Source organism: Kitasatospora sp. NPDC054795 (genome assembly GCF_053611565.1).
Genome location: NZ_JBSHAP010000020.1, coordinates 15504 through 37805 on the forward strand (window position 1 = coordinate 15504; position 22302 = coordinate 37805).

The 22302-nt window shown below is 73.3% G+C and carries 17 protein-coding genes and 2 tRNA genes; 11 read left to right on the plus strand and 8 right to left on the minus strand.

From position 1 onward, the window contains the following. Window positions 1–107 precede the first annotated feature (107 nt). On the minus strand, window positions 108–761 hold the full coding sequence (gene snpA / locus ACWGJO_RS10000) for a snapalysin (protein WP_452182979.1): 654 nt from the start codon (window positions 759–761) through the stop codon (window positions 108–110). Window positions 762–1063: 302 nt separating this feature from the next. On the opposite strand from snpA, the gene ACWGJO_RS10005 reads away from it, so the two are divergent. Next, window positions 1064–2059 carry a LysR family transcriptional regulator gene (locus tag ACWGJO_RS10005; RefSeq protein ID WP_452182981.1) on the plus strand — a complete coding sequence of 332 codons (996 nt, stop codon included), beginning with the start codon at window positions 1064–1066 and terminating at the stop codon, window positions 2057–2059. A gap of 28 nt (window positions 2060–2087) precedes the next feature. On the opposite strand, the gene ACWGJO_RS10010 is transcribed toward ACWGJO_RS10005, so the two are convergent. Beyond that, a complete protein-coding gene (locus tag ACWGJO_RS10010; protein ID WP_452178080.1) occupies window positions 2088–2687 on the minus strand; it encodes a short chain dehydrogenase in 600 nt (199 codons plus the stop codon). Between the two features lie 122 nt (window positions 2688–2809). Here ACWGJO_RS10010 and ACWGJO_RS10015 point away from each other — a divergent pair, with 122 nt between their 5' ends. After that, window positions 2810–3817 carry a LysR family transcriptional regulator gene (locus ACWGJO_RS10015; protein WP_452182983.1) on the plus strand — a complete coding sequence of 336 codons (1008 nt, stop codon included), beginning with the start codon at window positions 2810–2812 and terminating at the stop codon, window positions 3815–3817. A gap of 16 nt (window positions 3818–3833) precedes the next feature. Here ACWGJO_RS10015 and ACWGJO_RS10020 read toward each other — a convergent pair whose 3' ends face one another. Next, window positions 3834–5078, minus strand: coding sequence for a low temperature requirement protein A (locus tag ACWGJO_RS10020; RefSeq protein ID WP_452182984.1), 1245 nt, complete (start codon window positions 5076–5078; stop codon window positions 3834–3836). 533 nt (window positions 5079–5611) lie between these two features. Beyond that, window positions 5612–7312 carry an ABC transporter family substrate-binding protein gene (locus ACWGJO_RS10025; RefSeq protein ID WP_452182985.1) on the minus strand — a complete coding sequence of 567 codons (1701 nt, stop codon included), beginning with the start codon at window positions 7310–7312 and terminating at the stop codon, window positions 5612–5614. Window positions 7313–7639: 327 nt separating this feature from the next. On the opposite strand from ACWGJO_RS10025, the gene ACWGJO_RS10030 reads away from it, so the two are divergent. The 4 genes from ACWGJO_RS10030 to ACWGJO_RS10045 all read left to right on the plus strand — a co-directional run bounded on the left by ACWGJO_RS10030 (window position 7640) and on the right by ACWGJO_RS10045 (window position 11796). Continuing rightward, complete coding sequence (locus ACWGJO_RS10030) at window positions 7640–8620, plus strand: ABC transporter permease (RefSeq protein WP_452182986.1); 981 nt, start codon at window positions 7640–7642, stop codon at window positions 8618–8620. Between the two features lie 16 nt (window positions 8621–8636). Continuing rightward, the gene (locus ACWGJO_RS10035) at window positions 8637–9584 is read left to right on the plus strand and encodes an ABC transporter permease (RefSeq protein ID WP_452182987.1); all 948 of its coding nucleotides are present in this window, start codon (window positions 8637–8639) and stop codon (window positions 9582–9584) included. Then, entirely contained in the window at window positions 9581–11662 is a 2082-nt protein-coding gene (locus ACWGJO_RS10040) for an ABC transporter ATP-binding protein (RefSeq protein WP_452182988.1), read from the plus strand. The genes ACWGJO_RS10035 and ACWGJO_RS10040 overlap by 4 nt, the downstream gene beginning before the upstream one ends. A gap of 60 nt (window positions 11663–11722) precedes the next feature. Next, a tRNA-Lys gene (locus ACWGJO_RS10045) sits at window positions 11723–11796 on the plus strand. Window positions 11797–11863: 67 nt separating this feature from the next. Here ACWGJO_RS10045 and ACWGJO_RS10050 read toward each other — a convergent pair. Both ACWGJO_RS10050 and ACWGJO_RS10055 read right to left on the minus strand, forming a co-directional pair. After that, entirely contained in the window at window positions 11864–12748 is an 885-nt protein-coding gene (locus ACWGJO_RS10050; protein WP_452182989.1) for an alpha/beta fold hydrolase, read from the minus strand. Further along, entirely contained in the window at window positions 12745–13533 is a 789-nt protein-coding gene (locus ACWGJO_RS10055) for a DUF998 domain-containing protein (RefSeq protein ID WP_452182990.1), read from the minus strand. The genes ACWGJO_RS10050 and ACWGJO_RS10055 overlap by 4 nt, the downstream gene beginning before the upstream one ends. 144 nt (window positions 13534–13677) lie before the next feature. Between ACWGJO_RS10055 and ACWGJO_RS10060 the strand changes: the two genes are divergently transcribed. The 3 genes from ACWGJO_RS10060 to ACWGJO_RS10070 all read left to right on the plus strand — a co-directional run bounded on the left by ACWGJO_RS10060 (window position 13678) and on the right by ACWGJO_RS10070 (window position 17687). Then, a tRNA-Lys gene (locus tag ACWGJO_RS10060) sits at window positions 13678–13751 on the plus strand. Window positions 13752–13975: 224 nt separating this feature from the next. Continuing rightward, window positions 13976–16399: a transglycosylase domain-containing protein gene (locus tag ACWGJO_RS10065; protein ID WP_452182991.1), complete on the plus strand. Its 2424-nt coding sequence runs from the start codon at window positions 13976–13978 to the stop codon at window positions 16397–16399. A 190-nt stretch (window positions 16400–16589) separates the two neighbouring features. Next, window positions 16590–17687, plus strand: coding sequence for an EamA family transporter (locus ACWGJO_RS10070; RefSeq protein ID WP_452182992.1), 1098 nt, complete (start codon window positions 16590–16592; stop codon window positions 17685–17687). Window positions 17688–17710: 23 nt separating this feature from the next. Here ACWGJO_RS10070 and lepB read toward each other — a convergent pair whose 3' ends face one another. Together lepB and ACWGJO_RS10080 are read right to left on the minus strand one after the other, a co-directional pair. Continuing rightward, window positions 17711–18499 (minus strand): signal peptidase I, encoded by a 789-nt coding sequence (gene lepB, locus ACWGJO_RS10075; RefSeq protein WP_452182993.1) that lies wholly within the window; start codon window positions 18497–18499, stop codon window positions 17711–17713. Between the two features lie 143 nt (window positions 18500–18642). Then, window positions 18643–18978, minus strand: a complete 336-nt coding sequence (locus ACWGJO_RS10080) for a chorismate mutase (protein WP_359901835.1) — start codon at window positions 18976–18978, stop codon at window positions 18643–18645. Window positions 18979–19281: 303 nt separating this feature from the next. On the opposite strand from ACWGJO_RS10080, the gene ACWGJO_RS10085 reads away from it, so the two are divergent. Both ACWGJO_RS10085 and ACWGJO_RS10090 read left to right on the plus strand, forming a co-directional pair. Continuing rightward, the gene (locus ACWGJO_RS10085; RefSeq protein ID WP_387691777.1) at window positions 19282–19707 is read left to right on the plus strand and encodes an OsmC family protein; all 426 of its coding nucleotides are present in this window, start codon (window positions 19282–19284) and stop codon (window positions 19705–19707) included. A 506-nt stretch (window positions 19708–20213) separates the two neighbouring features. Further along, complete coding sequence (locus ACWGJO_RS10090) at window positions 20214–22277, plus strand: putative bifunctional diguanylate cyclase/phosphodiesterase (RefSeq protein ID WP_452182994.1); 2064 nt, start codon at window positions 20214–20216, stop codon at window positions 22275–22277. Window positions 22278–22302 lie beyond the last annotated feature (25 nt).

Consider the following 22302-nt stretch of genomic DNA (forward strand, 5'->3'; position numbering starts at 1 on the left):
GTGGGCGGCGTTCTTTTGTTTTAAACACACTCCTCCCGCCCGGGGGGGGCGGGCCCCCCGGAGCCCGGGGGGCCCCCCCGCCGCTCCGAACCCGCCTGCGGGCCGCGTCAGTTCCGCGCCGCGAGGCCGTTCTCCCAGAGGGAGTCGACCTGGCCGCGCTCGTTGCCGTCGGGGTACGGGTTGGTGCAGGACGGGCCGGGGCCGCCGCCCGACATCAGCTCGCTGCACGGGCCGGAGTAGTCGTCGGGCAGGCCGAGCACGTGCCCGGTCTCGTGCGCCGTGACGCGGAGCGAGCTGTACTCCTGGTTCTGCTGGTAGTCGAGGAAGACGTAGCCGTGGCCGTGGCCGTCGGTGCTGGCGTAGGAGCCGCGGCTGTCGCTGCCCTCGTAGTACGAGAAGTCGCCGTTGCCGCTGCTCTCCTGGAGCCGCACGTTGCGCACCGAGCTGTTCCAGATCTGCGCGGCCTGGGATATCTGGCCGGTGAAGGAGGGCGCGTTCGCGGTGTCGTAGGTGACGGTGACGGTCAGCAGCCACGGGTTCGCGGCCTGCCGGGCCTTGGCCGAGGCCATCACGGCGTGGAAGAAGGCCTGGTTGTCCGCGGTCTCCGCGGCCGAGCCAGCGTACGTCGAGGGGGTGTAGCCCTGGACGGCGGCCGGGGCGGCCGGGGCGGCCGGGGCCGCGGCGGCCACGGTGGCGGGCAGGGTCGCGAGGCCGGCCGCGAGGGCCAGGCCCAGGGCGGCGGACAGCACGGATCGCTTCATGCGGGGCTCCGGTTTCGCGGTGCGCCGCCGCACCGGGGCCGGTGGGGGCCGGGCCCGGGGGCGGTGCACGGTGGGGGCCGTCCCGGTGGCGACCGGGGCGGGTTGCTGTCCCCGAGCTTCGACCCGCCCGGGGCCCTCGCGGATGATGCCAACCGGCGATAGCTCGGCCGCATAGCGGCCGGGTCCGCCGCGCGCCGCGTCGGGTCGGTCCGCCGGTCGGTCCGCCGACCGGCCCTTCGGCACGCCCTTGAATGCCTGTCATGTCCTTGGCGAGGCGGTGCGGCGGCGTCTATGCTCCGGACGTGGAGCTCGACGTGAGACACCTCCGGGTGCTGTGCGCGATCGCCGACAGCGGCAGCCTCCGCAAGGCCGCGCTCCAGCTCGGCATGACCCAGCCCTCCCTCACCACCCAGCTGCACCGGATCGAACGGGCCATCGGCGGCACCCTGTTCACCCGCGAGCAGACCGGCAGCAGGCCGACCGCGCTCGGTCACTCGGTGCTCTCCCGGGCCCGGCCGGTGATCACCGAGATGGCCGCCCTGGTGGCCGCCGCCCGCCAGGAGGCCCGGGACGCGGCCGGGCCCGGCCGGCAACGGCGGCTGCGGATCGGCAGCGTCGGCAGCCGGGCGGTCGCGGCCTGGCTGCGCCGGGTGCACGAGCGGCTGCCGGACACCGACACCACCATCCACGTGGACGTCTCGGCCAGCGCGCTGCTGCGGATGGTCGCCGCCGACCAGCTGGACGTGGCCTTCGTGTACGAGAGCGAGGGCTTCCCGCTGCGGGTGCCGCCGGACGCCGAGCAGCGGGTGCTGATGGCCAGGGAGCCGCAGTTCGTCGCACTCGCGGCCGGACACCCGGCCGCCGCCCGGCCGGTCGTCCACCTGGCCGACCTCGCCGAGGACACCTGGATGGTCGACCCGACCGCCGACCACGAGTACGCGGCGATGCGCCGGGTGTTCAGCGAGGCCGGGCTCAACCCCCGGGTGGTGCAGGTGCGGGACAACGCCACCGCCGCCGAGCTGGTCGCCTCCGGCGAGGCCGTCCGCCCCTGCCAGCCGACCTCGCTGCCCGGGCCCGGCACGGTGGTCCGCCCGGTGCACGGGGACCCGCTGACCGTCCGGCTTCTGTTCACCTGGCGTCCGCGCGTGCTCAGCCCGCCCGCGCTGGACGCGCTCTACGGCGAACTGCGGGCCGCCTACCTGGATCTGGCCAAGGTGAACCCCGCCTACCTGGACTGGCTGGCCCGGCACGAGCCGGTACTGCTGGAGCGGGTCGGCCAGTCCCGCACTTCGCGGTGACCGAATCGCGGACCCGGCCCGGCTTCTTCTAGCGGACCCGGTAGATCTGGCCGGTCTGCGAGCCATCGATCGAGCGGACGTACGCTGTCGCCACCCGGGCGGCGGGCACCGCCTCCATGCCGGGGAAGAAGGGCCCGTAGGCGGGCAGGGACTCCTCGACCACGGTCGGGCTCACCGCGTTGATCCGCTGGGGCGGGAGTTCGATCGCGGCGGCTCGTACGAACGCCTCGACGGCACCGTTCGCCGCGGAGGCGGCAGCCCCGGCCACGATCGGCTCCTCGGTGAGGATCCCGCTGACCAGCGTGAACGAGCCGGTCCTGGCCACCTGGGAGGCGCCCTGGCGGACCAGCTCCAACTGGCTCAGCGCCTTGCCGCGGAACGTCGCCGCGACATCGTCGGCGGTCAGCTCGCCGAGCGGTTTGAACACGGCCTCGCCCGCCGCGACCGCGACCGCGTCCAGCGGGCCCGCCTGCGCGTACAGCCTGGCCACCGCTTCCGGGTCGGTGACATCGGCCACCAGGTCCCCGCCCGTGCGGCCCACGCCGATCACCTCGTGGCCGCGCTCCGCGAGCGCCCGGCGCACCGCACTGCCCAGCGTTCCGCTCGCACCGACCAGAAGAATCCTCATGACCCACACCGTCCATCACGTCTCGGGACCGAATCCCGGGAACGGCCCCGGGTACCTGTGACACTACGGATCACGCCCCGTCCCCGGAAATGCCGCTTGGGCAGGGACTATGCTCTGCGGGCATGGATGATGTGGAACTGCGTCACCTCAGGGCCCTGGCCGCGCTGGCAGAGGCGGGCACCGTCACCGCCGCCGCGGCCCGGCTGCACATGACGCAGCCCGCCCTCTCCCGCACGCTTGCCCAGATGGAGACCCGCGTCGGCGTCCGGCTCGTCGACCGCTCCTCCCGGCACCTGGCCCTCACCCAGGCCGGCACCACCCTCCTCGAACACGCCCGGGCGATCCTCGCCCACCTGGATGCGGCCCTCGCGGAGGCCCGGACGATCTCCCGCCCCCTACGGCTGGGCTACACCTGCGCGGTGCTCGGGCAGCAGACCGTCCCGCTGCTCCGGTCGTGGCGCCGCACGTACCCGCACGCCCCGCTCGACGTGGTCCGGCGGGACAACAGCACCGCAGGCCTCGCCACCGGGGACACCGACGTGGCAGTGCTCCGCACCGTCCCCGCCGATCCGCGCATCCGTACCGAGGCCCTCTACACGGAAGGCCAGGTCGCGGCCGTGTCCGACGACCACCCCCTTGCCGACCGGGACCGGGTGCTGCTGGCCGAACTCACCGTCCGCCAGGACCTCCCGCTGGCCCTGTGGCCGGGTGTCGGTACCGCCTCACCGGACCTGTGGCCCCCGGAGCAGCGCCCGGCCGGGACGGTCGAGGTGGGCAACGTGGACGAGTGGCTGAACCTCATCGCCACCGGCGGTGCGTTCGGCCTCGGCGCGGAAGGCACCGCGGAGAGCCACGGCCATCCGGGCGTCCGCTTCCTCCCGGTCTCGGACGCCCCCGGCGCCACCGTCTACCTCGCCCACCCCGCCCACCCCGTCCATCCCCGGACGGGGGACTTCCTCACGATGGTCCGGGAGGTGGTGAGCGGCTGGCCGGAGGCTCCGCACCTGGACGTGACGATCGACAGCCGACTGGCGATGGCCTCGGAATCTCACGATGCGGAGGTCGGGGCGGGTCCGGCCCTCCTCCGAACTCTGCCGGTTCAGGCGCCCGGTCCTCACTCTCCCGAGTGAGGTGTGAGGGACGGGGCTAGCGGGCATCCGCGCTGCCGGCACCCGGCCCGCCGACGCCCGCCCGCCTGCTCTCCCGGCCGTGGATCAGCACGCCCACCACGACCATCAGCGCGCAGACCAGGCCCGCCGCGAGCACCCCGGAGCCGCCGAGCGCGGTGCAGGCCAGCACCAGCACGGCCCCCGTCGGCGCCACAGCCTGGGCCACCGCGCCCCGCTTGGTGTGCCGGGAGTGCAGCAACCAGACCGTGAACAGGTAGAGCGCGGTGGGCACGGTGACCGTCGCGGTGGCGGCGGTCTCCGAGATGTGCGCCTTGTGCACCGCCGACTCCACCGCGACCTCCAGCCCGGTGCCGATCGCCGCCGCCGAGCCGAACACCAGGTAGTGCCCGTACCCCCAGACCAGTGCCTGCCGGTTGGACCGCAGGTGCTCGTGGACGGACCGGGCGAAGTAGATCCACCAGGCCGAGAAGCAGATCAGCAGCCCGCCGATCGCGACCGGCACCAGTCGGCCCAGGCCCTCGTGCTCGTCCACCGCCGACTGCACCGCGACGGTCGCGGCCGCCACCGTCTCGCCGAGCACGATCAGGGTGAACAGCCCGTACCGCTCGGCGATGTGGTGCGGGTGCCAGGAGGTCCGCATCCGCAGTTCGGCGATCACCGGCACGGCCAGCTCGCACAGCACCCCGACGGGGATGACGTACGACCGGACGCCGGGCGGCAGGAACAGCACCACCACCCAGCCGACCTGGCAGAGCGTGATCCCCGCCGCGTAGCCCAGCGCGACCCGGCGCGCCGGGCCCTGTTCGCCGGCGGCGGCACGCAGCCACTGGGTGACCATCGCCAGGCGCATCACCACGTAGCCGACGATCGCCAGCGTCAGGTCCTGGGTGGCGAACAGCCGCGGCACCCCGGCGGCGAGGATCAGCACCCCGGCGATCTGCACCAGCGTGGTGACCCGGTACGGCACGTCGTCGACGTCGTACGCGGACGCGAACCAGGTGAAGTTCATCCAGGCCCACCAGATCGCGAAGAAGGTCAGCGTGTAGCCGCGCAGGCCCTCGCCGTAGTGCCCGGCCGCCAGGGAGTGGGCCAGTTCGCGCCCGGCCTGGCCCACCGCGACCACGAAACAGAGGTCGAAGAAGAGCTCCAGCGGGGTGGCGACCCGATGCGGCTCGTGCCGGTCGCGCGGGACCATCCGGCGCACCGGCGGCGGGTCGACGGGGTGGCCGGGGGGTGCCGCGGCCGCGGGGTCACTGACCATCGGAGCTGCTCCGGGAGTCGGGAGGGGAGTCGTCCCGCGCATCCTGGCAGCGCCTCCGGCCCGGTGCACGCACCGGCGCGGCAGGTGTGCACGCACCGGCACGGCAAGTGCACGCCCGGGCAGGGCAGGGCAGGCGCACACTCGGGCCGGGCAGGTGTGCACGCTCGGGCGCGTGGCGAGAACCCCGCGCGCCGCCGGTCACGATGGCCCTGAATGTCCCTTTTTTCCTTGCCGTCAGCCCCAGTTGACGCTCCGGTGCGCGAACCGGGTGACAGTGCGGCGGGTTTCCGGGCGCGCCCCGCGCGCTGCCCGGCGGGCGACCGGCGCGCCGCTAGATTCTTCCCCGGTTGGAAGAGCGCGGGCCCTGCCGGGCCCCATGACACGGGCGGCCTGTGGGCAACGCGGAAGGTCAAGGCGGGTGGCGGGACAGCGGGGGCGGCAGAGCCGATCCTCCCGCGTCCGCGCCACCGGCCTCGTGATCACCGCGCTGCTCGCCAGCGCCTGCCGTGCGGCCCGTCCCGTCCCGGCGGCGGCTACTTCTCCCAGCCGATCCTGCTGTAGTCCTCGCTCGCCAGGCCGAAGGCCCCGTAGTTGGCCAGGCCCTTGCGGGTCGCCACCACCTCCGGCCGCTGGTAGAGCTCGACGGTGTGGCCGAGTTCCCAGATCCTCGCGTCCGCCTGGTTGTAGAGCTTCGCCGCCTCCTGCGGGTCGACCGTCCCGGCCGCCTTCTTCAGCAGGTCGTCGATCTCCTGGCTGCCCAGGCGCGAGGGGTTGCTGAAGCTGTTGTCGCCCACCGGGAGCCGGAAGTTGGTCAGGCTCTTGGACAGCGGGAAGGAGTCGGTGTTGCGCCAGCTCGCGATCTCGAACTTGCCCGGGTTCACGTACTTGGTGAAGAAGTCGTTGGCCGCCACCTTGTCCAGGCTGACCTTGACCCCGACCGCCTGCCACATCGCCACCGCCGCGGTGGCCAGGTCGATCTGGGCCTGCGGCGTGGAGTCGTTGAGCACCCAGTGCAGTTCCAGCGGCCGGCCGTCCTTGGTCCGCGGCTGGCCGCCGGACTCCTTCCAGCCCGCCTCGTCCAGCAGCTTCTTGGCCGCGGCCGGGTCGAACTTCGCCCAGTCGCCGGAGGTGTCCTGGTACCCGGTCTGGTTGGGCATGAAGATGTGGTTGCCGAGCGGCTTGAACTCCACCGGCACCCCGTTGTTGGCGATCTTGATCAGTGCCGAGCGGTCCAGCGCCCTGCCGAGCGCCTGGCGGACCTTCCGGTCCTCCAGCGCGCCGGTGCCGCCGAAGGAGATGTGCACCTCGTCCCAGGGGCTGGCGGCCCGGATCACGGTGTCCTTGGCGCTCTTGAGCTGCCCGTACGCGGTGGCGGTGCCGGCCGCGGCGTAGTCGATCTCGTTGTTGAGGTACGCCTGGGTCGTCGCCGCCTGGGACATCACCCGGAAGGTGACCTTGTCGACCTTGGCCCTGGTGCCCCACCAGGCCGGGTCCGGGACGAGGGTCAGGGTCTGCGCGGTCTTGTCCGCCGTGCCGACCTTCAGCGCGCCCGCGGTGATCGGGATCTTCTCCACCCAGCCCTTGTTGAAGTCGTCCGGGGTGGAGATGCCGGCCGCCGGCATCAGCGGGCGGAACAGGTTCTGCCAGTCGGCGTACGGCTCGGCGAAGGTGACCTTGACCTCGCTCGGGTCGGCGCCCTGCTCGACCGCGGAGATCTGCTCGTAGCCGGACGGGTCGGAGAGGTTGTACGCCGGGTCCTTGCCGCTCGCGGCCTGCCAGTCGGCCTTGAAGTCCAGGTAGCTCAGCGGCTTGCCGTCCGACCACTTGGCCTTGGGGTTGAGCTTGTAGGTGACCACCTGCGGCGAGGTCGAGGTGACCTTGGCGTCCACCAGGTAGTCCGGGTCGGGCAGGAAGGTGCCGGCGGCGTCCGTGGTGAAGAGCGAAGGCTCCAGGTTGCGCATGATCGAGACCGCGGAACCGTAGTAGCCGTCCACCTGCAGCGGATTCCACTGGGTGATCCACTGGTACAGCGGGAAGCGCACCTCGCCGCCGTCCTTGATCTGGTCCAGCGGCTTGGGGTTGAGGTCGTTGGAGCCCTGCCCCGGCGGCTCACTCCTGGCCGCGCCGTCGACGGAGCCACCCCCGCCCGAGGTGCACGCGGTGACCGCGAGCGCGACGGCGACGGCGAGGGCGGCCGCCCGGCCGAGACGGCCGGCCGTGGTGGAAGCGTCCATGAGGGTCCCCTGGGATCGATGACGGGATGTGGGGCGCGCGAGGTGTGACAAGGCTTGAGCGTGGGCAGCCAATTCGGCATCGAGCGAGCAGAACGTAACAGCGGATCAGACCGACCACCAGGGGGAGGAGCGCACGTCTGATCCAGAAGTCACACACGGCAACACGGACGCAACACCAGCCCAGTGCCCCGGTGCTTCACTCTGACCTGCGCTTTCCCAACTCCCTTGCCAGACCACCCGACTGACGCCCGAACGGGCCCGGACCGAAGGCCAACCGATGCCCACCAGACGCGTCGGCCCCACCCGCACCGCAGCGGGCGGCCGTTGATGCTCCGCTACCTGGCGAAACGCCTGGGCTACTACGCGGTGCTGCTGATCGCCGCCGTCTTCCTGGCGTACGCGATCTCCGCGACCGCCCTGCAGCCACGCACCTACTTCGACGCCAAGGTCCCACGCCCGGCCGCCGAGTCGGTCGAACGCCAGCTCGCCGCGCTCAACCTGAACGACCGCACCCCGGTCGTCGAGCGCTTCGGCCACTGGGCCGGCGGGCTGCTCCACGGCGACCTCGGCCGGACCATCCACGACACCCCGGTCACCGACGACTTCGGCCGCCGGGTCTGGGTCTCGCTGCGCCTGCTGCTGATCGGCAGCCTGCTCGGCATGGTCCTGGGCGTCGCGGCCGGGGCCTGGAGCGCGGTGCGCCAGTACCGGGTCTCCGACCGGCTGCTCACCGTGCTGTCCTTCGTACTGCTCTCCACCCCGGTCTTCCTGGTCGCGCTGTTCCTCAAGAACGGCGCGATCACCGCCAAGGACGCGGTCGGCCACGAGGTGATCCCGTTCACCGGCTACGAGACCCCCGGGCTCACCGGCGGCCTCGGCACCCACCTCGCCGACTGGGCGCTGCACCTGCTGCTGCCCACGATCTCGCTGGCCCTCGGCGGCCTCGCCACGTACAGCCGCTACCAGCGCGGCACCATGCTCGACGTGCTCGGATCGGACTACCTGCGCACCGCCGAGGCCAAGGGTCTGACCCGCGGCCGGGCGCTGCTCAAGCACGGGCTGCGCACCGCGGTGATCCCGATGTCGACCATGTTCGCCTACAGCTTCCTGGGCATCTTCACCGGCGCGATCTTCACCGAGACGATCTTCGGCTGGCACGGCATGGGCGAGTGGCTGATCCAGTCGATCAACGAACAGGACGTCAACTCCGTGGTGGCCGTCAACCTGTTCACCGCCGCCGTCGTCCTCGCCTCCGGCTTCCTCGCCGACACCCTGCACGCCGCCCTCGACCCGCGCGTGCGGTCCTGACCGGAGGTGACCTGAGATGACCACCACCGTCGCCGATCCCTCCGCCCCGACCACCGGCCCCCGGGCCACCGGTCGCGGACGGCTCGTGCTCAAGCGGCTGCTCGCCGCCCGCGGCGCCGTCGCCGGGACCGTCGTCGTCCTGCTGCTGTTCCTGCTCGCCTTCGGCGGCCCGTACCTCACACCCTGGGACTACGCCACTCCCGACTTCTCCGCACTGCACCAACCCCCCTCCGCCGAGCACTGGTTCGGCACCAACGGGGTCGGTCAGGACGTCTTCGCGCAGACCGTCCGCGGCCTGCAGAAGTCGCTGGTCATCGGCCTGCTGGTGGCGCTGTTCTCCACCGTGCTGGCCTCCGTGGTCGGCGCCTGCGCCGGCTACTTCGGCGGCTGGGCCGACCGGGCGCTGATGTTCCTGGTGGACCTGCTGCTGGTCTTCCCCGCCTTCCTGATCATCACCATCGTCTCGGCCCGGCTGAAGGGCGCCGGCTGGATCGCCTTCGTCCTGCTGCTCGCCCTGTTCAACTGGATGATCACCGCCCGGGTGGTCCGCTCGATGACCATCTCCCTGCGCGAGCGCGAATTCGTCCGCGCCGCACAGTTCATGGGAGTTCGGCCGCTGCGGATCATCAGCCGGCACATCCTGCCGAACGTCGCCTCCTTCCTCATCATCGACGCCACCATCGCGGTCGGCGGCGCCGTGATGAGCGAGACCGCGCTCTCCTACTTCGGCTTCGGGGTCAAGCCGCCGGACGTCTCGCTCGGCACCCTGCTCGCCGCCGGAACCGGTGAGGCCCCGGTGTTCCCCTGGCTGTTCTACTTCGCCGCCGTCCTGCTGGTGCTGTTCGTCCTCGCCGTCAACCTGATCGGGGACGGGCTGCGCGACGCGCTCGACCCCACCTCCGGGGCCGCGCCCCGCCGTTCGCCCCGTACCCGTCGCTCCGCCGGCCGTAGGAAGCACCCGTGACCACCACCGTCGAAACCCCGCTGCTCGCCGTCCGGGACCTGCGGGTGGACTTCGCCGGGCCCGACGGCCCGGTCCCCGCCGTCCGCGGGGTGGACCTCACCCTGCGGCGCGGCGAAACCCTCGGCATCGTCGGCGAGTCCGGCTCCGGCAAGTCCGTCACCGCGCTGTCCGTGCTCGGGCTGCTGCCCGGCACGGCGAGCGTCAGCGGCTCGGTGCGGCTGGACGGACGGGAACTGGTCGGGCTGCCGGGCCGGGAGCTCGCCGCGATCCGCGGCCGCCGGATCGCCATGGTCTTCCAGGACCCGCTCTCCGCCTTCACCCCGGTCTACCGGATCGGCGACCAGATCGCCGAGGCGGTCCGCATCCACCAGCGGGTGGACAAGGCCGCCGCGCGCCGCCGGGCCGCCGAACTCCTCGACCTGGTCGGCATCCCGGCGCCCGACCGGGCCCTGGACAGCTTCCCGCACGAGTTCTCCGGCGGCATGCGCCAGCGCGCGATGATCGCCATGGCGGTCGCCAACGAACCCGACATCCTGCTCGCCGACGAGCCCACCACCGCGCTCGACGTCACCATCCAGGCCCAGGTCCTGGACGTGCTGCGCACCGCCCGGCGGGAGACCGGCGCGGCCCTCGTCCTGGTCAGCCACGACCTCGGGGTGATCGCCGGAACGGCTGACCGGGTCGCGGTGATGTACGCCGGACGGGTGGTCGAGACGGCCGGGGTCGACGAACTGTTCGCGGCCCCCCGCCACCCCTACTCGCTCGGTCTGATCGGCGCGCTGCCCCGGCTGGACGGGCGCGGCGGTCCGCTCGTACCGATCCCCGGCACCCCGGCGCCGATGGCCGAACTGCCCCCGGGCTGCCCGTTCGCGGCGCGCTGCCCGCTGGCGCAGGAGCGCTGCGCCACGGCCGAGCCCGCCCTGGAGGGGGCGGACGGCCACCTGTCGGCGTGCGTGCGCTCGGCGGAGCTCGCCGGTCGGCGGCCCGCGCCGGCCGAGGTCTATCCCGTCCCGGAGCTGCCCTCCACCGCCGTCGGCCCCGGCGACCGCTCCACCCGGACGCCGGTGCTGTCGGCGAGCGGACTCGGAAAAACGTTTCCCCTGCTCAAGGGCACCGTGTTCAAGCGCAAGGTCGGCGAGGTGTACGCGGTGGACGGCGTCGATCTGGACCTGCGGGAGGGCGAGACCCTCGGCCTGGTCGGCGAGTCCGGCTCCGGCAAGTCCACCACCCTGTTCGAGCTGCTGCGGCTCGGCGCCCCGGAGACCGGCCGGATCGAACTGTTCGGCCGGGACACCGCGGCCCTCACCCGGGCCGAGGCCCACCGGCTCCGCGCCCGGGTGCAGATCGTCTTCCAGGACCCGATGGCCAGCCTGGACCCCCGGATGCCGATCGGCGACATCGTCGCCGAACCGCTGCTCGCCCAGCGCACCCCGCGCGAGGAGATCGCCCGCCGGGTGCCCGAACTGCTGCGCCAGGTCGGCCTCGATCCGGAGCACGCCGTCCGCTACCCGCACCAGTTCTCCGGCGGCCAGCGCCAGCGCGTCTCCATCGCCCGGGCACTCGCCGTCCGGCCCGGCCTGCTGGTGCTGGACGAACCGGTCTCCGCGCTGGACGTCTCCATCCAGGCCGGCGTGCTCAACCTGCTCCAGGCGCTCAAGGCCGAGCTGGGCCTGTCCTACCTGTTCGTCTCGCACGACCTCTCGGTGATCCGGCACCTCGCCGACCGGGTCAGCGTGATGTACCTCGGCCGGACGGTCGAGCAGGGCGAGGTGGCCGCCGTCTTCGACCGCCCCCGCCACCCGTACACCCGCGCCCTGCTGTCGGCCGTCCCGCTCCCCGACCCCGCCGCCGAACGCGCCCGCGACCGCGTCCTGCTGGCCGGCGACCCTCCCCCGCCCACCGAGCGCCGCACCGGCTGCGTCTTCCGCACCCGCTGCCCGCGCTACGCCGGGCTGACGTCCCCGGCGGACCGGGCCCGCTGCGAGCGGGAACGGCCGGCCCTGGTCGGCGGCGCGCCGGGGGCGGACCACAGTGCGGCCTGCCACCACCCGGACCCCGGAGGAAACTGCACAGAGTGATCACTCGAACACGATTCGGTGGAACCGGTCGGCGCCGTGTAAAGTCTTCGACGTCAGCAGGCGCCGCTAGCTCAGTTGGTTAGAGCAGCTGACTCTTAATCAGCGGGTCCGGGGTTCGAGTCCCTGGCGGCGCACATGGCAAGGTCTCAGGCCGTCCACTCCGGTGGGCGGCCTGAGGCGTTTCCGGCCCCGGTGGACCGCTCAGCGGGTGTCGAGCACGGCCGAGGCCACCGCGTCCGGGCGGTCGAACATCACCAGGTGCCCGGCCGGGGCGGTGGTGCGGAAGTCCGCCCCGAGCAGCGCCGCCAGCTCCCGCTGCCGGGCCAGCCACTCCTCGGTGCGGCGGGTCCGGCAGCCGTCGTCGGCGGCCAGCACGGTGACCGGCAGTTCCTCCGCCAGCGGCCGGGTGCTCCGCAGCCCGTCCAGCTCGGCGGCCATGTCGAGGTAGCGGCCGCTCTCCCGCAGCAGCGCGCGCAGGGCCCGCCCGGTGCGGTAGCAGTGCCGCACCAGCGGTGCCGGGGCCAGGTCCTCACGGCGGACGGTGGACAGCCGGGCCGTCGCCCGGCGGACGGACGGGCCCAGCAGGTACGGGACGGCGAGGGCGGTGGCGGCGCCGGCCACCGCCCGGGCCGCCAGGTCGCGCGCGCCGGGCGCCGGGTACGGCCGGGCCGCCGCCTCCACGCTGCCGTCCACCAGCACCAGCCCGGCGGTCCGCTCGGGGTGCAGCCGGGCGAAGGCCTCCACGTGGAAGCCCGCGAGCGAGTGCCCGACCACGGTGCACGGCTCCCGCAGCCCCAGGCCGTCGAGCACCGCCCGGATGCGTCCGGCCTCGCCGGCCGCCGTCGGCGCGGGCCGCCCGGTGGCGGGCTCGGGGGCGCTCAGCCCGTAGCCGGGCCGGTCGAAGCGGACCACGGTGCGGTACGGGGCGAGGAAGGGGACGACCAGGTCCCAGTCGAACCAGCTGCTGCCGAGGCCGCCGGAGAGCAGGCAGACCGGGCCACTGCCCTCGACGCGGACGTGCAGCGGGACGCCGTCGACGCGCAGGAAGCGCGCCCGGCCGGCGGTCCGCGTTCCGGGAGTACTCATGCCGGCCTCCGCTCCTGGAGCGGCCCGGCCGGAGGGCGCCGCTCCCCGTCCCCGGCGCTCCCGCCCGGCGGGTCGGGCGCGCCCGCGCGGGAGGAGCGGGCGACGTCCAGGGCCAGCAGGCCGAGCCAGAGCGCGACCAGCAGCACCTGCAGCCGCTGCCCGGCCCCGAGCGCCCAGGTGCCGCGCCCGGCTTGGAAGGCGGCGATCGAGGCGAGGCTCCAGCCGGTGGCGAGCAGTTCGGCACCCAGCAGCCAGGGCCCGAACCGGCGCACCCCCGGGCAGCAGCGGTAGCGGCGGGCCGCCACGGTGAGCGAGACCAGCGCGGTGAGCGCCCCGGCCATGGCGAGGCTGCTGGTGACGGCGTGCGCGGTGTGGGTGGCGGGGACCAGCCCGGCGGTCTCCCGGGCGGCGCACATCTCGTCACTGGTGGGAGCGCAACTGAGCGGCAGCCTGGAGTCGGCGGCGGTCGCGGCGCCGAACAGGGCCAGCGCCGACCAGCCGGCCAGCGCCCAGCGGTGCCGGCGGGAGGCCCCGACCCGCCCGGTGGCGAGGGCGGTGCCGGCGGCGGCGAGCAGGCAGAGTCCGGCGGCCAGGTCGGTGGCCCGGAACAGGCCGCCCAGCGGCTGGTCCTCGGCGGCGAGTTCGCTGATGTACGCCTGCACCGGGTCGAGCCCGGTGCTCAGCACGACCTCCAGCACCCAGGCGGTGTACGCCACGGCGCTGAGCAGCAGCAGGGTGGCGACCGCCGTCCGTGCGGTGCGGTGGCCGGGCTGGAGGCGGGGCACCGTTCCACCCTAACCAGCGGCGAACTCCGGACCAACCGGAAGGAAAGGGGCAGGTCGGGCAGCCACTGCCCGGCTGGCTCGGGGGTGACCCGCGGCCGGTTCGAGGCACTCCCCGGAAGCGTGTATTGTTTTCCAGGTCAGCAAGCGCCGCTAGCTCAGTTGGTTAGAGCAGCTGACTCTTAATCAGCGGGTCCGGGGTTCGAGTCCCTGGCGGCGCACAGACAGTTGGGGAGCCTCTCGCAACAGCGAGGGGCTCCTCAATTTTTTGGCCTCCGACGTCCGATTTGTGTGTGATGTCGGTCTCGATCGGCGATTCACCGGAGCCATCCGGCCCATTCTGCTCGTCCAGGGCAGTAGAACCTGAATCGGGACAAAGGTCCCCAACCGCCGATGTCCCCGTCCGTGCCGGCTGCCTCGATGCGCCCGCAGGAAAGGCCGCGCATTGTCCAGAAACGCCCAGAGCGGCCGTAGCACGCCGTCGATCAGCCTCCGCCCGGTCAAGCGGTTCAAGCGCTCCACCGGCCCGGCCGGCGGGTCGGGCCGCACCGGCGGCTCCGACGGATCCGGCGGCAGGAAGTCGCGTCGCCCGAAGCGCACCGGCATCCGCCGGCTGATACCCACCTGGCGGATGACCCTGCTCGGCTTCGGCACGGCCCTGCTGCTCGGCATCGGCCTGTTCGCACTGGGGATCACCCTGGTGAAGGTGCCGGACGCGCACGCCGCCGCGACCGCCCAGAGCAACACCTGGCTCTACTCGGACGGTTCGGTGCTCACCCGCACCGGTCAGACCAACCGGCAGAACGTCTCCCTGGACAAGGTCTCCCCCGCCGCCCAGCACGCCGCGCTGGCCGCCGAGGACCGGAACTTCTACAACGAGGGCGCGGTCAACGTCCAGGGCCTGGCCCGGGCCGCGATCAAGACCGCCAAGGGCCAGGGGACCCAGGGCGGCTCCACCATCACCCAGCAGTACGTGAAGAACACGTACCTGAGCCAGAAGCAGTCGATCACCCGCAAGGTGAAGGAACTGTTCATCGCCATCAAGGTGGACGCCACCGAGAGCAAGAACGACATCCTCTCCGGCTACCTGAACACCTCCTACTACGGCCGCGGCGCCTACGGCATCCAGGCCGCCGCCCAGGCGTACTTCGGCATCGACGCGTCGGCCCTCAACGCCGCCCAGGGCGCCTACCTGGCCACCCTGCTGAACGCCCCGAGCGCGTACGACGTCGCCACCGCGACCGCGGCGGGCAAGCAGAACGCCGTCAACCGCTGGAACTACGTGCTCGACGGCATGGTCAAGGAGGGCTGGCTCTCCGCGGACGAGCGGGCCGCGACCACCTTCCCGGACGTCCGGGACCCGCAGCCCAACCCGGGCCTGTCCGGCCAGGCCGGCTACCTGGTCGACGCCGCCACCCAGTACCTCACCTCCAGCGGGGTGATCAGCGAGACCGAGCTGGCCAAGGGCGGCTACACGATCAAGCTGAGCATCGACCCGGCCCGCCAGCAGGCCCTCCAGGACTCCGTCCAGGCCCAGCTGCACGACAGCCTGAACCCGGACAAGCGGAAGAAGGACGCGTCCGCCCAGGCCGGCGCCGCCTCGGTGGACCCGAAGACCGGCGCGGTCGTCGCCCTCTACGGCGGCGTCGACTACGTGAAGCACTACGTCGACAACGCCACCCGGCGCGACTATCAGGCCGGCTCGACCTTCAAGGCGATCGCGCTGGCCGCCGCCTTCGAGAACGAGGCCAAGACCCAGGAAGGCCGCACCATCACCCCGCACACGGTCTACGACGGCACCAGCGGCCGGAAGGTCCGCGGCGGCAAGGGCACCCCGTACGCGCCGCCGAACGAGGGCGACAAGAGCTACGGCCAGATCAGCCTCCAGCAGGCCACCGACTGGTCGGTCAACTCGGCGTTCGCACAGCTCGCGCAGGACACCGGGCTCCAGAAGGTCAAGGACACCGCCGTCGCGATGGGCCTGCCCGGCAACATCCCGGGGCTCGACCCGGTACCGTCCATCCCGCTGGGCGCGGCCACCCCGAGCGTGCTCGACATGGCGGGCGTGTACGCCACGCTGGACAACGGCGGCAAGCAGATCACCCCTTGGCTGGTGCAGTCGGTGGACCGCGAGGGCGAGAACGTGGCACTGCCCGCGCACAAGACCACCCAGGCGATCAGCGAGGACACCGCCAACCAGGTCACCTCGATGCTCCAGGGTGTGGTGAGCGACCCGGGCGGCACCGGCTGGCGGGCGAAGGCGCTCGGCCGCCCGGTGGCCGGCAAGACCGGCACCACCGACGACCAGAAGTCGGTCTGGTTCGTGGGCTACACCCCCGAACTGGTCACCTCGGTCGCCCTGTTCGGCCAGGATCCGGGCACCGGCGCCCAGGTCAGCCTGAGCGGCGTCGGCGGCATCGACGGCGCGGCCGGCGGCCAGTTCCCGGCCCAGATCTGGACCAGCTACATGAAGGCCGCGCTCAAGGGTCAGCCGGTCGGCGACTTCCCGACCCCGGCCGGCGGCGACTCCTCGGGCGCCACCGACCTGCCGACCGCCCCGAGCACGCCGAGCGGCACCCCGTCGACGAGCGCCCCCACCGGCGCCCCGAGCACCGGCCCCACCACGGCGCCGGGCGACGGCTCGACCTCGCCGGGCGGCACCGACGGCGGTGCGACCACCGCACCGACGGCTCCGCCGACCAGCCAGCCGACCACCCAGCCCACCCGGCCGCCCCGGCCCACCTCGAAGCCGACGACGCCGACGACGCCGACCACCCAGCCGACCGCGCCCCCGACCAGCCGGCCGACCACCCAGCCCACCGGAGGGGCGGACGCGCTCACGGGGGCGGGCGCCTCGGCCGGTGGCTGACGGCCGACTGCTGGCGGCCGGCGACCGGTGGCTGAGGGCCGGTGACCGACGGCTGACGGCCGACGGGGACCGGCACGGTCACGGGGCCGTGCCGGAGCCGGTGATTACGCCATTGCGCACAGTCGGGAGCAGGACCGAATGACGGAATGGCGCCTTACCCGATCACCGGTATGACTGTCACAATGCGGCGGTGCACAGATCAACGGCCTCGCCCACCCTCCCTTCGGGCAGAACCCTCGGCCTCGGCCTCGCGCTGGTCTCCGCCGTCGCCTTCGGCGGCTCCGGCACCGCGGCCAAACCGCTGATCGAGGCCGGGCTCTCCCCGCTGCACGTGGTGTGGCTCCGGGTCACCGGGGCGGCGGTAGCGCTCCTCCCGGTCGCCTACCGGCACCGGGACGCCGTCCTGCGCCGCCCCGGCCTGCTGCTCGGCTTCGGCCTGCTCGCCGTGGCCGGCGTCCAGGCCTGCTACTTCGCGGCGATCTCCCGCATCCCGGTCGGCGTCGCCCTGCTCATCGAGTACCTCGGGCCGCCACTGCTCATCGGCTACGTCAAATTCGTCCAGCGCAAGCCGATCACCCGCGGCGCGGCCGTCGGCGCCGGCGTCGCGGTGGCCGGGCTGGCCTGCGTGGTCGAAGTCTGGAACGGCCTGGGCTTCGATGCGCTGGGCGTGCTCTTCGCCCTCGGCGCGGCCCTGTGCCAGGTCGGCTACTTCGTGCTCGCCGACGCCGGCCGGCACGGCGAGCGCCCGGTCGACCCGCTCGCCGTCAGCGCGTTCGGGCTGCTCATCGGCGCCGTGCTGCTCACCGCCCTCACCCGGCCGTGGCAGGCCGACTGGAGCCGGCTCGGCGGGTCGGTGGTGATGAACGGGCACACCCTGCCCGCGTTCCTCCCGGCCGTGTGGATGGTCCTGATCGCGACCGTGCTCGCCTATGTCACCGGCGTGATCTCGGTCGGCTACCTCTCGCCGCCGATCGCCGGGGTGGTCGCCAACCTGGAGGCCGTGGTCGCCACCGTGACGGCCTGGGTGCTGCTCGGCGAACACCTCGGGCTGCCGCAGATCACGGGGGGCCTGCTGGTGCTGACCGGCGCCTTCGCGGCCCAGGCGAGCAAACCCGCGGAGGCGGGCACGGGGGCGGGCGCGGGCACGGGTTCGAAAGCCGGGACGGTCGAGGTGTTCGCGGGTCCACGGGCCGACGGGCCCGGGGCTGCCGGATCCGAGGCCGACGGGCCCGAGGGTGCCGGGGCCGAGGCCGCCGGGGCCGAGGCTGCCGACCGGGTGACCGGGTGACCGGGTGACCGCCGAGCGTGGGGTCAGCGGCCGGTCCAGCCGAACCAGTCGAGGTGATTGAGCGGCCACACGACGGCCGACACCGGGCCGACCACGTCGTCCACCGGCACGGCGCCACCACCCGGGCCGTGCTGGTGGTAGCGGGAGTCCGCGGAGTCGCTGCGGTGGTCGCCCTCGACCCAGATGTAGCCCGAGGGCACCTTCACCGGCCCGAAGTCCAGCCCCGCGCAGGAGTCGTCCCCGGGGTGCAGGTACGGCTCGTCGACCTTCCGTCCGTCGACGCTCAGCGTGCTGCCCTCACACTGCACGGTCTGCCCACCGGTCGCGATGACCCGCTTGACCAGGTAGTTGTCGTCCTTCGGCGGGACCAGGCCGACGAAGCTGAGCACCGAGCTCACGGCGTTGGTGACCGGGTTCGGATCGCTCGGCTGCGGCGGCAGCCAGCCCCCCGGGTCCTTGAACACCACCGGCTGCCCCGGCTCCGGCTCCCAGCCGGTCAGCGGCGCCAGCTTGTTCACGCCGACCCGGTCGCCGATCCGCAGGGTGTTCTCCATCGAGCCGGACGGGATGGTGAACACCTGGAACAGGCAGGTCTTGATCAGCAGTGCGACCACCAGGCCGACCGCCGCCATCACCGGCAGCTCGATCCACCACGGCCGCGGCCGCCGACCCGAACCGCCGGCCTTGCGGCCCCGCGAACCGCGCGCCCGGCGGCGGGCCTCGGCGCGACCGCCGGGCACCGCGTGGGCGTTCGACGCGGAATCGCCGGGAACTCCGGTTCCGCTCGGCGTTTCGGGCAGGTTCACCGCCATCGTCGCTGCTCCACCTCTCCGGCTGGGGAAACCTGCACGCTACGCCAACCGTGGAGCCTGACGAAATCGGTCATTTAGCCGCCGCCGACATCGCCGGAGGCCCCGGGGGGCACTCGGGCCCGGGGCCGCTCGGACCCGGGGATTCAGGAGCGGGCGATGGCCTCGTGGTGCCGGATGACCTCGGCGATGATGAAGTTGAGGAACTTCTCGGCGAAGACCGGGTCCAGCTTCGCCCCCGCCGCCAGCTCCCGCAAGCGCTTGATCTGGTCCCGCTCGCGCGCCGGGTCGGCCGGCGGCAGCTTGTGCTCGGCCTTGAGCCGGCCGACCCGCTGGGTCGCCTTGAAGCGCTCGGCCAGCATGTGGACCACCGCGGCGTCGATGTTGTCGATGCTCTCGCGCAGGCCGGTCAGCTCGGCCCGTACGGCGTCGTCGATCCCCTCGGTCAGGCCGGCGTCGGGGGTCGTGGAGTGGTCCGTCATCGGGGCGGCTCCCGGTGTCTGCAGTGGGCGCCCGACCGTACGGCGGCCGGGCTCGGGCCCGGGCAAATCTAACAGGGCCCCGCTCCGGTCCCGCACCGTCGGACGGAACCGTCCACGATCCGGACGGCGGGCCGGGCCGGACGGTGAGCCGGGCCGGACCGAACCGGACCGGACGGCGACCCGGTGCTCCGCCCGGCCCCGGCGGCGTGACGCACCGGGCCGGGAGGGCTCTGCCCGTAGGCTGGGGCGTGCATGACCGGACGTGACCGTTCGAACACTCCCTCAGTACTGGAGGAACCGATCGTGGCAACCACCCGCACCGCCACCACCGCGTGGGAGGGCAACCTCCTCGACGGAAAGGGGTTGGTGACCTTCGCCTCCTCCGGGATCGGCGAGTACCCCGTCTCCTGGCCGTCCCGCGCCGAGGCCCCCAACGGCAGGACCAGCCCGGAGGAGCTCATCGCAGCCGCCCACTCGGCGTGCTTCTCGATGGCCCTCTCGCACGGCCTGGCCGGTGCCGGCACCCCGCCGACCAAGCTGGACACCCGGGCCGACGTGACGTTCCAGCCCGGCACGGGCATCACCGGCATCCACCTGACCGTCGTCGGCGAGGTCCCCGGGCTGGACGAGGCCGGCTTCGTGAAGGCCGCCGAGGACGCCAAGGCCAATTGCCCGGTCAGCCAGGCCCTGACCGGCACCACCATCACCCTCACGGCCTCGCTGGCCTGAGCCCGCCCGTCTTCCCCCTTCTTCTCTCCGCCCCCTTCTCCTCTCCGCCCTCTTATCTCTTCCGCCCTCTCCTCCATCACCCCCGACGGCCTCTTCCGCCCCCGGGCTCCCGGCCCGCTCCGCTCCGAATCCGGCGCGCGACCGGCGCCCAGGGGCGCGGCTTCGGCGCACGCGCCCCTGGCGCACATCATGTGATGTGCACCGGGGGCGTCCGCACGTACCGCCATTCATGATCACAAAGCGGGCGAATCACCCTGGCGGCGGTCACCGCGTGTTGTCGTCGCGGCCTATGATCGGCCGCAGCGCCCTGTCCTTCAGGCGGGTCCCCGCGCGCCGGCGCCCCACGACGGGCAGCCCCCGCAGCGGCCGACTCCGAGGACCACGACAGAGTGCGGAGCCGACCGCCGGGTCCCGACCGGCCGGCCGGACCATCGTCAAGCGTCAGCAGCGGACGGGAGCATGCCGTGCCGGGCCGGAACGAGGGGGCCGACGCACACCACCCGGGCGTGCGGCACGAGGAATCACCGCGCCACCGCCACCTCGCCCCGCCGGTCCTGGAACCGGCCGCCGTCCCCGGCGGACCGACCACCGGATCCGGCGGACCGGCCCCCGCCACGGGAGCCGCCACCTCCCTCGGCGCCTGCGGGACGCTCGCGGAGCCGGAGCTGCTGCTCTGCCCCACCTGCTCGGCCCCGCTCACCGACGACGCCCACCGGGACCGGGGGCTCGCCGGCCGCAGCGGCCGGGCGGCCGAGGGCACCGATCGGGAGGTCGCCGGCACCGACCGGCTGCTGGCGGCGCTGCGGGCCAGCGAGTCCCGGTTCCGGGCCGCCTTCTGCGACGCCGTCATCGGCATGGCCCTGATCGACGCCGAGGACCGGATCATCGAGGTCAACCCGGCCTTCGCCACGCTGATCGGACGGGGCGTCGGCGAACTGGCCCGCACCCACCTGCACGAGATCATCGACCCGGAGGGCATGCCGGACCGGCTCTTCCCCGAGCTCGTCCACGGGGAGCGGGAACGGTTCCGCGTGGAGAAGCAGCTCAAGCACCGCGAGGGCCACACCGTCTGGAGCAAGGTCACCGTCTCGCTGATCCGGGACGGCGCCGGCGATCCGCTCTACACCCTCGCCCTGGTGGAGGACATCACCGAGCAGCGGCGGCTCGGCGACCGGCTGGAGTACCAGGCCCTGCACGACCCGCTGACCCGACTGCCCAACCGGGCCTACTTCTTCGAGCGGCTCGACGCCGCCTGCCTCGCGCCGGACGACCAGCCGGGCCCGGCCGAGGCCGCGGACGAACGCCGGGTGGGGGTCTGCTACCTGGACCTCGACGGCTTCGCGGCGATCAACGAGGCGCTCGGCCACCACATCGGCGACCAGCTGCTGATCGCCGTCGCCACCCGGTTGCGGCGCGGGTTCGACGGGCGGGAAACCCACCTGGTGGCCCGGATGGGCGGCGACGAGTTCGCCGTCCTGGTCACCGACAGCCTGGGCAGCGAGCAGCTGACCGAGCTGGCCGCCCGGATCCTGGAGGTGCTGGAACGTCCCTTCGACGTCTCCGGGCACCGGCTGGTGATCACCGCCAGCGTGGGCGTGGTCGAGCGGTCCGTGCACGAGACCACCCCGACCGACCTGGTCAAGGACGCCGACGCCACGCTCTACTGGTCCAAGGCCGACGGCCGCGCCCGCTGGACCCTCTACGACCCGGACCGCGGCGCCCACCAGCTCACCCGGCAGCTGCTCGCCACCGCACTGCGCCCGGCCCTGGAGCGCCGTGAGTTCACCATCGAGTACCAGCCGCTGGTCGGCCTGGCCGACGGTGCGGTGCACGGCGCGGAGGCGCTGGTCCGCTGGCGCCACCCGCGCTACGGGACACTCTCCCCGGACCGCTTCATCCCGCTCGCCGAGGAGACCGGCGCGATCGTGCCGCTCGGGACCTGGGTGCTGGAGGAGTCCTGCCGGCAGGCCCGGCAGTGGCTCACCGAGTTCCCCGACACCGAGACCTTCGTGAGCGTCAACCTGGCCGCCCGCCAGATCTGGGACTCCGACATCGTCGCCGACGTCGCCCGGGCGCTCGAACGCACCGGCCTGCCGGCCCGGCTCCTCCAGCTGGAGATCACCGAGAGCGCCCTGCTCGGCCCCGGCGGCCGCCCGCTCCAGGCCCTCCAGGCACTCGCGGACATGGGTGTGCGGATCGCGATCGACGACTTCGGCACCGGCTACTCCAACCTGGCCTACCTCTCCAGGCTGCCAGTGCACGTGCTCAAGCTCGACGGCACCTTCATCGAGGGCTTCCGCGAGCCCGCCCCGACGGACCGTCCGGGCCGCCCGGAGCTCCGCTCCCGGCGCAGCGACGCGGACGAGCAGATCGTCGGCGCGATGGTGCAGCTCGCCCACACCCTCGGCCTGACCGTCACCGCCGAGGGCATCGAGAGCGCCGCCCAGGCCGAGCGCCTGCGGCTGACCGGCTGCGACACCGCCCAGGGCTGGTACTTCGCCCGCCCCGGCGAGGCCGAGCTGGTCGCGGCCATACTCCGCGAGGGCCGCCCCGCCCTGAACGGCCGGTAGCCGCAGGACGGGCGGGCGACCGGCG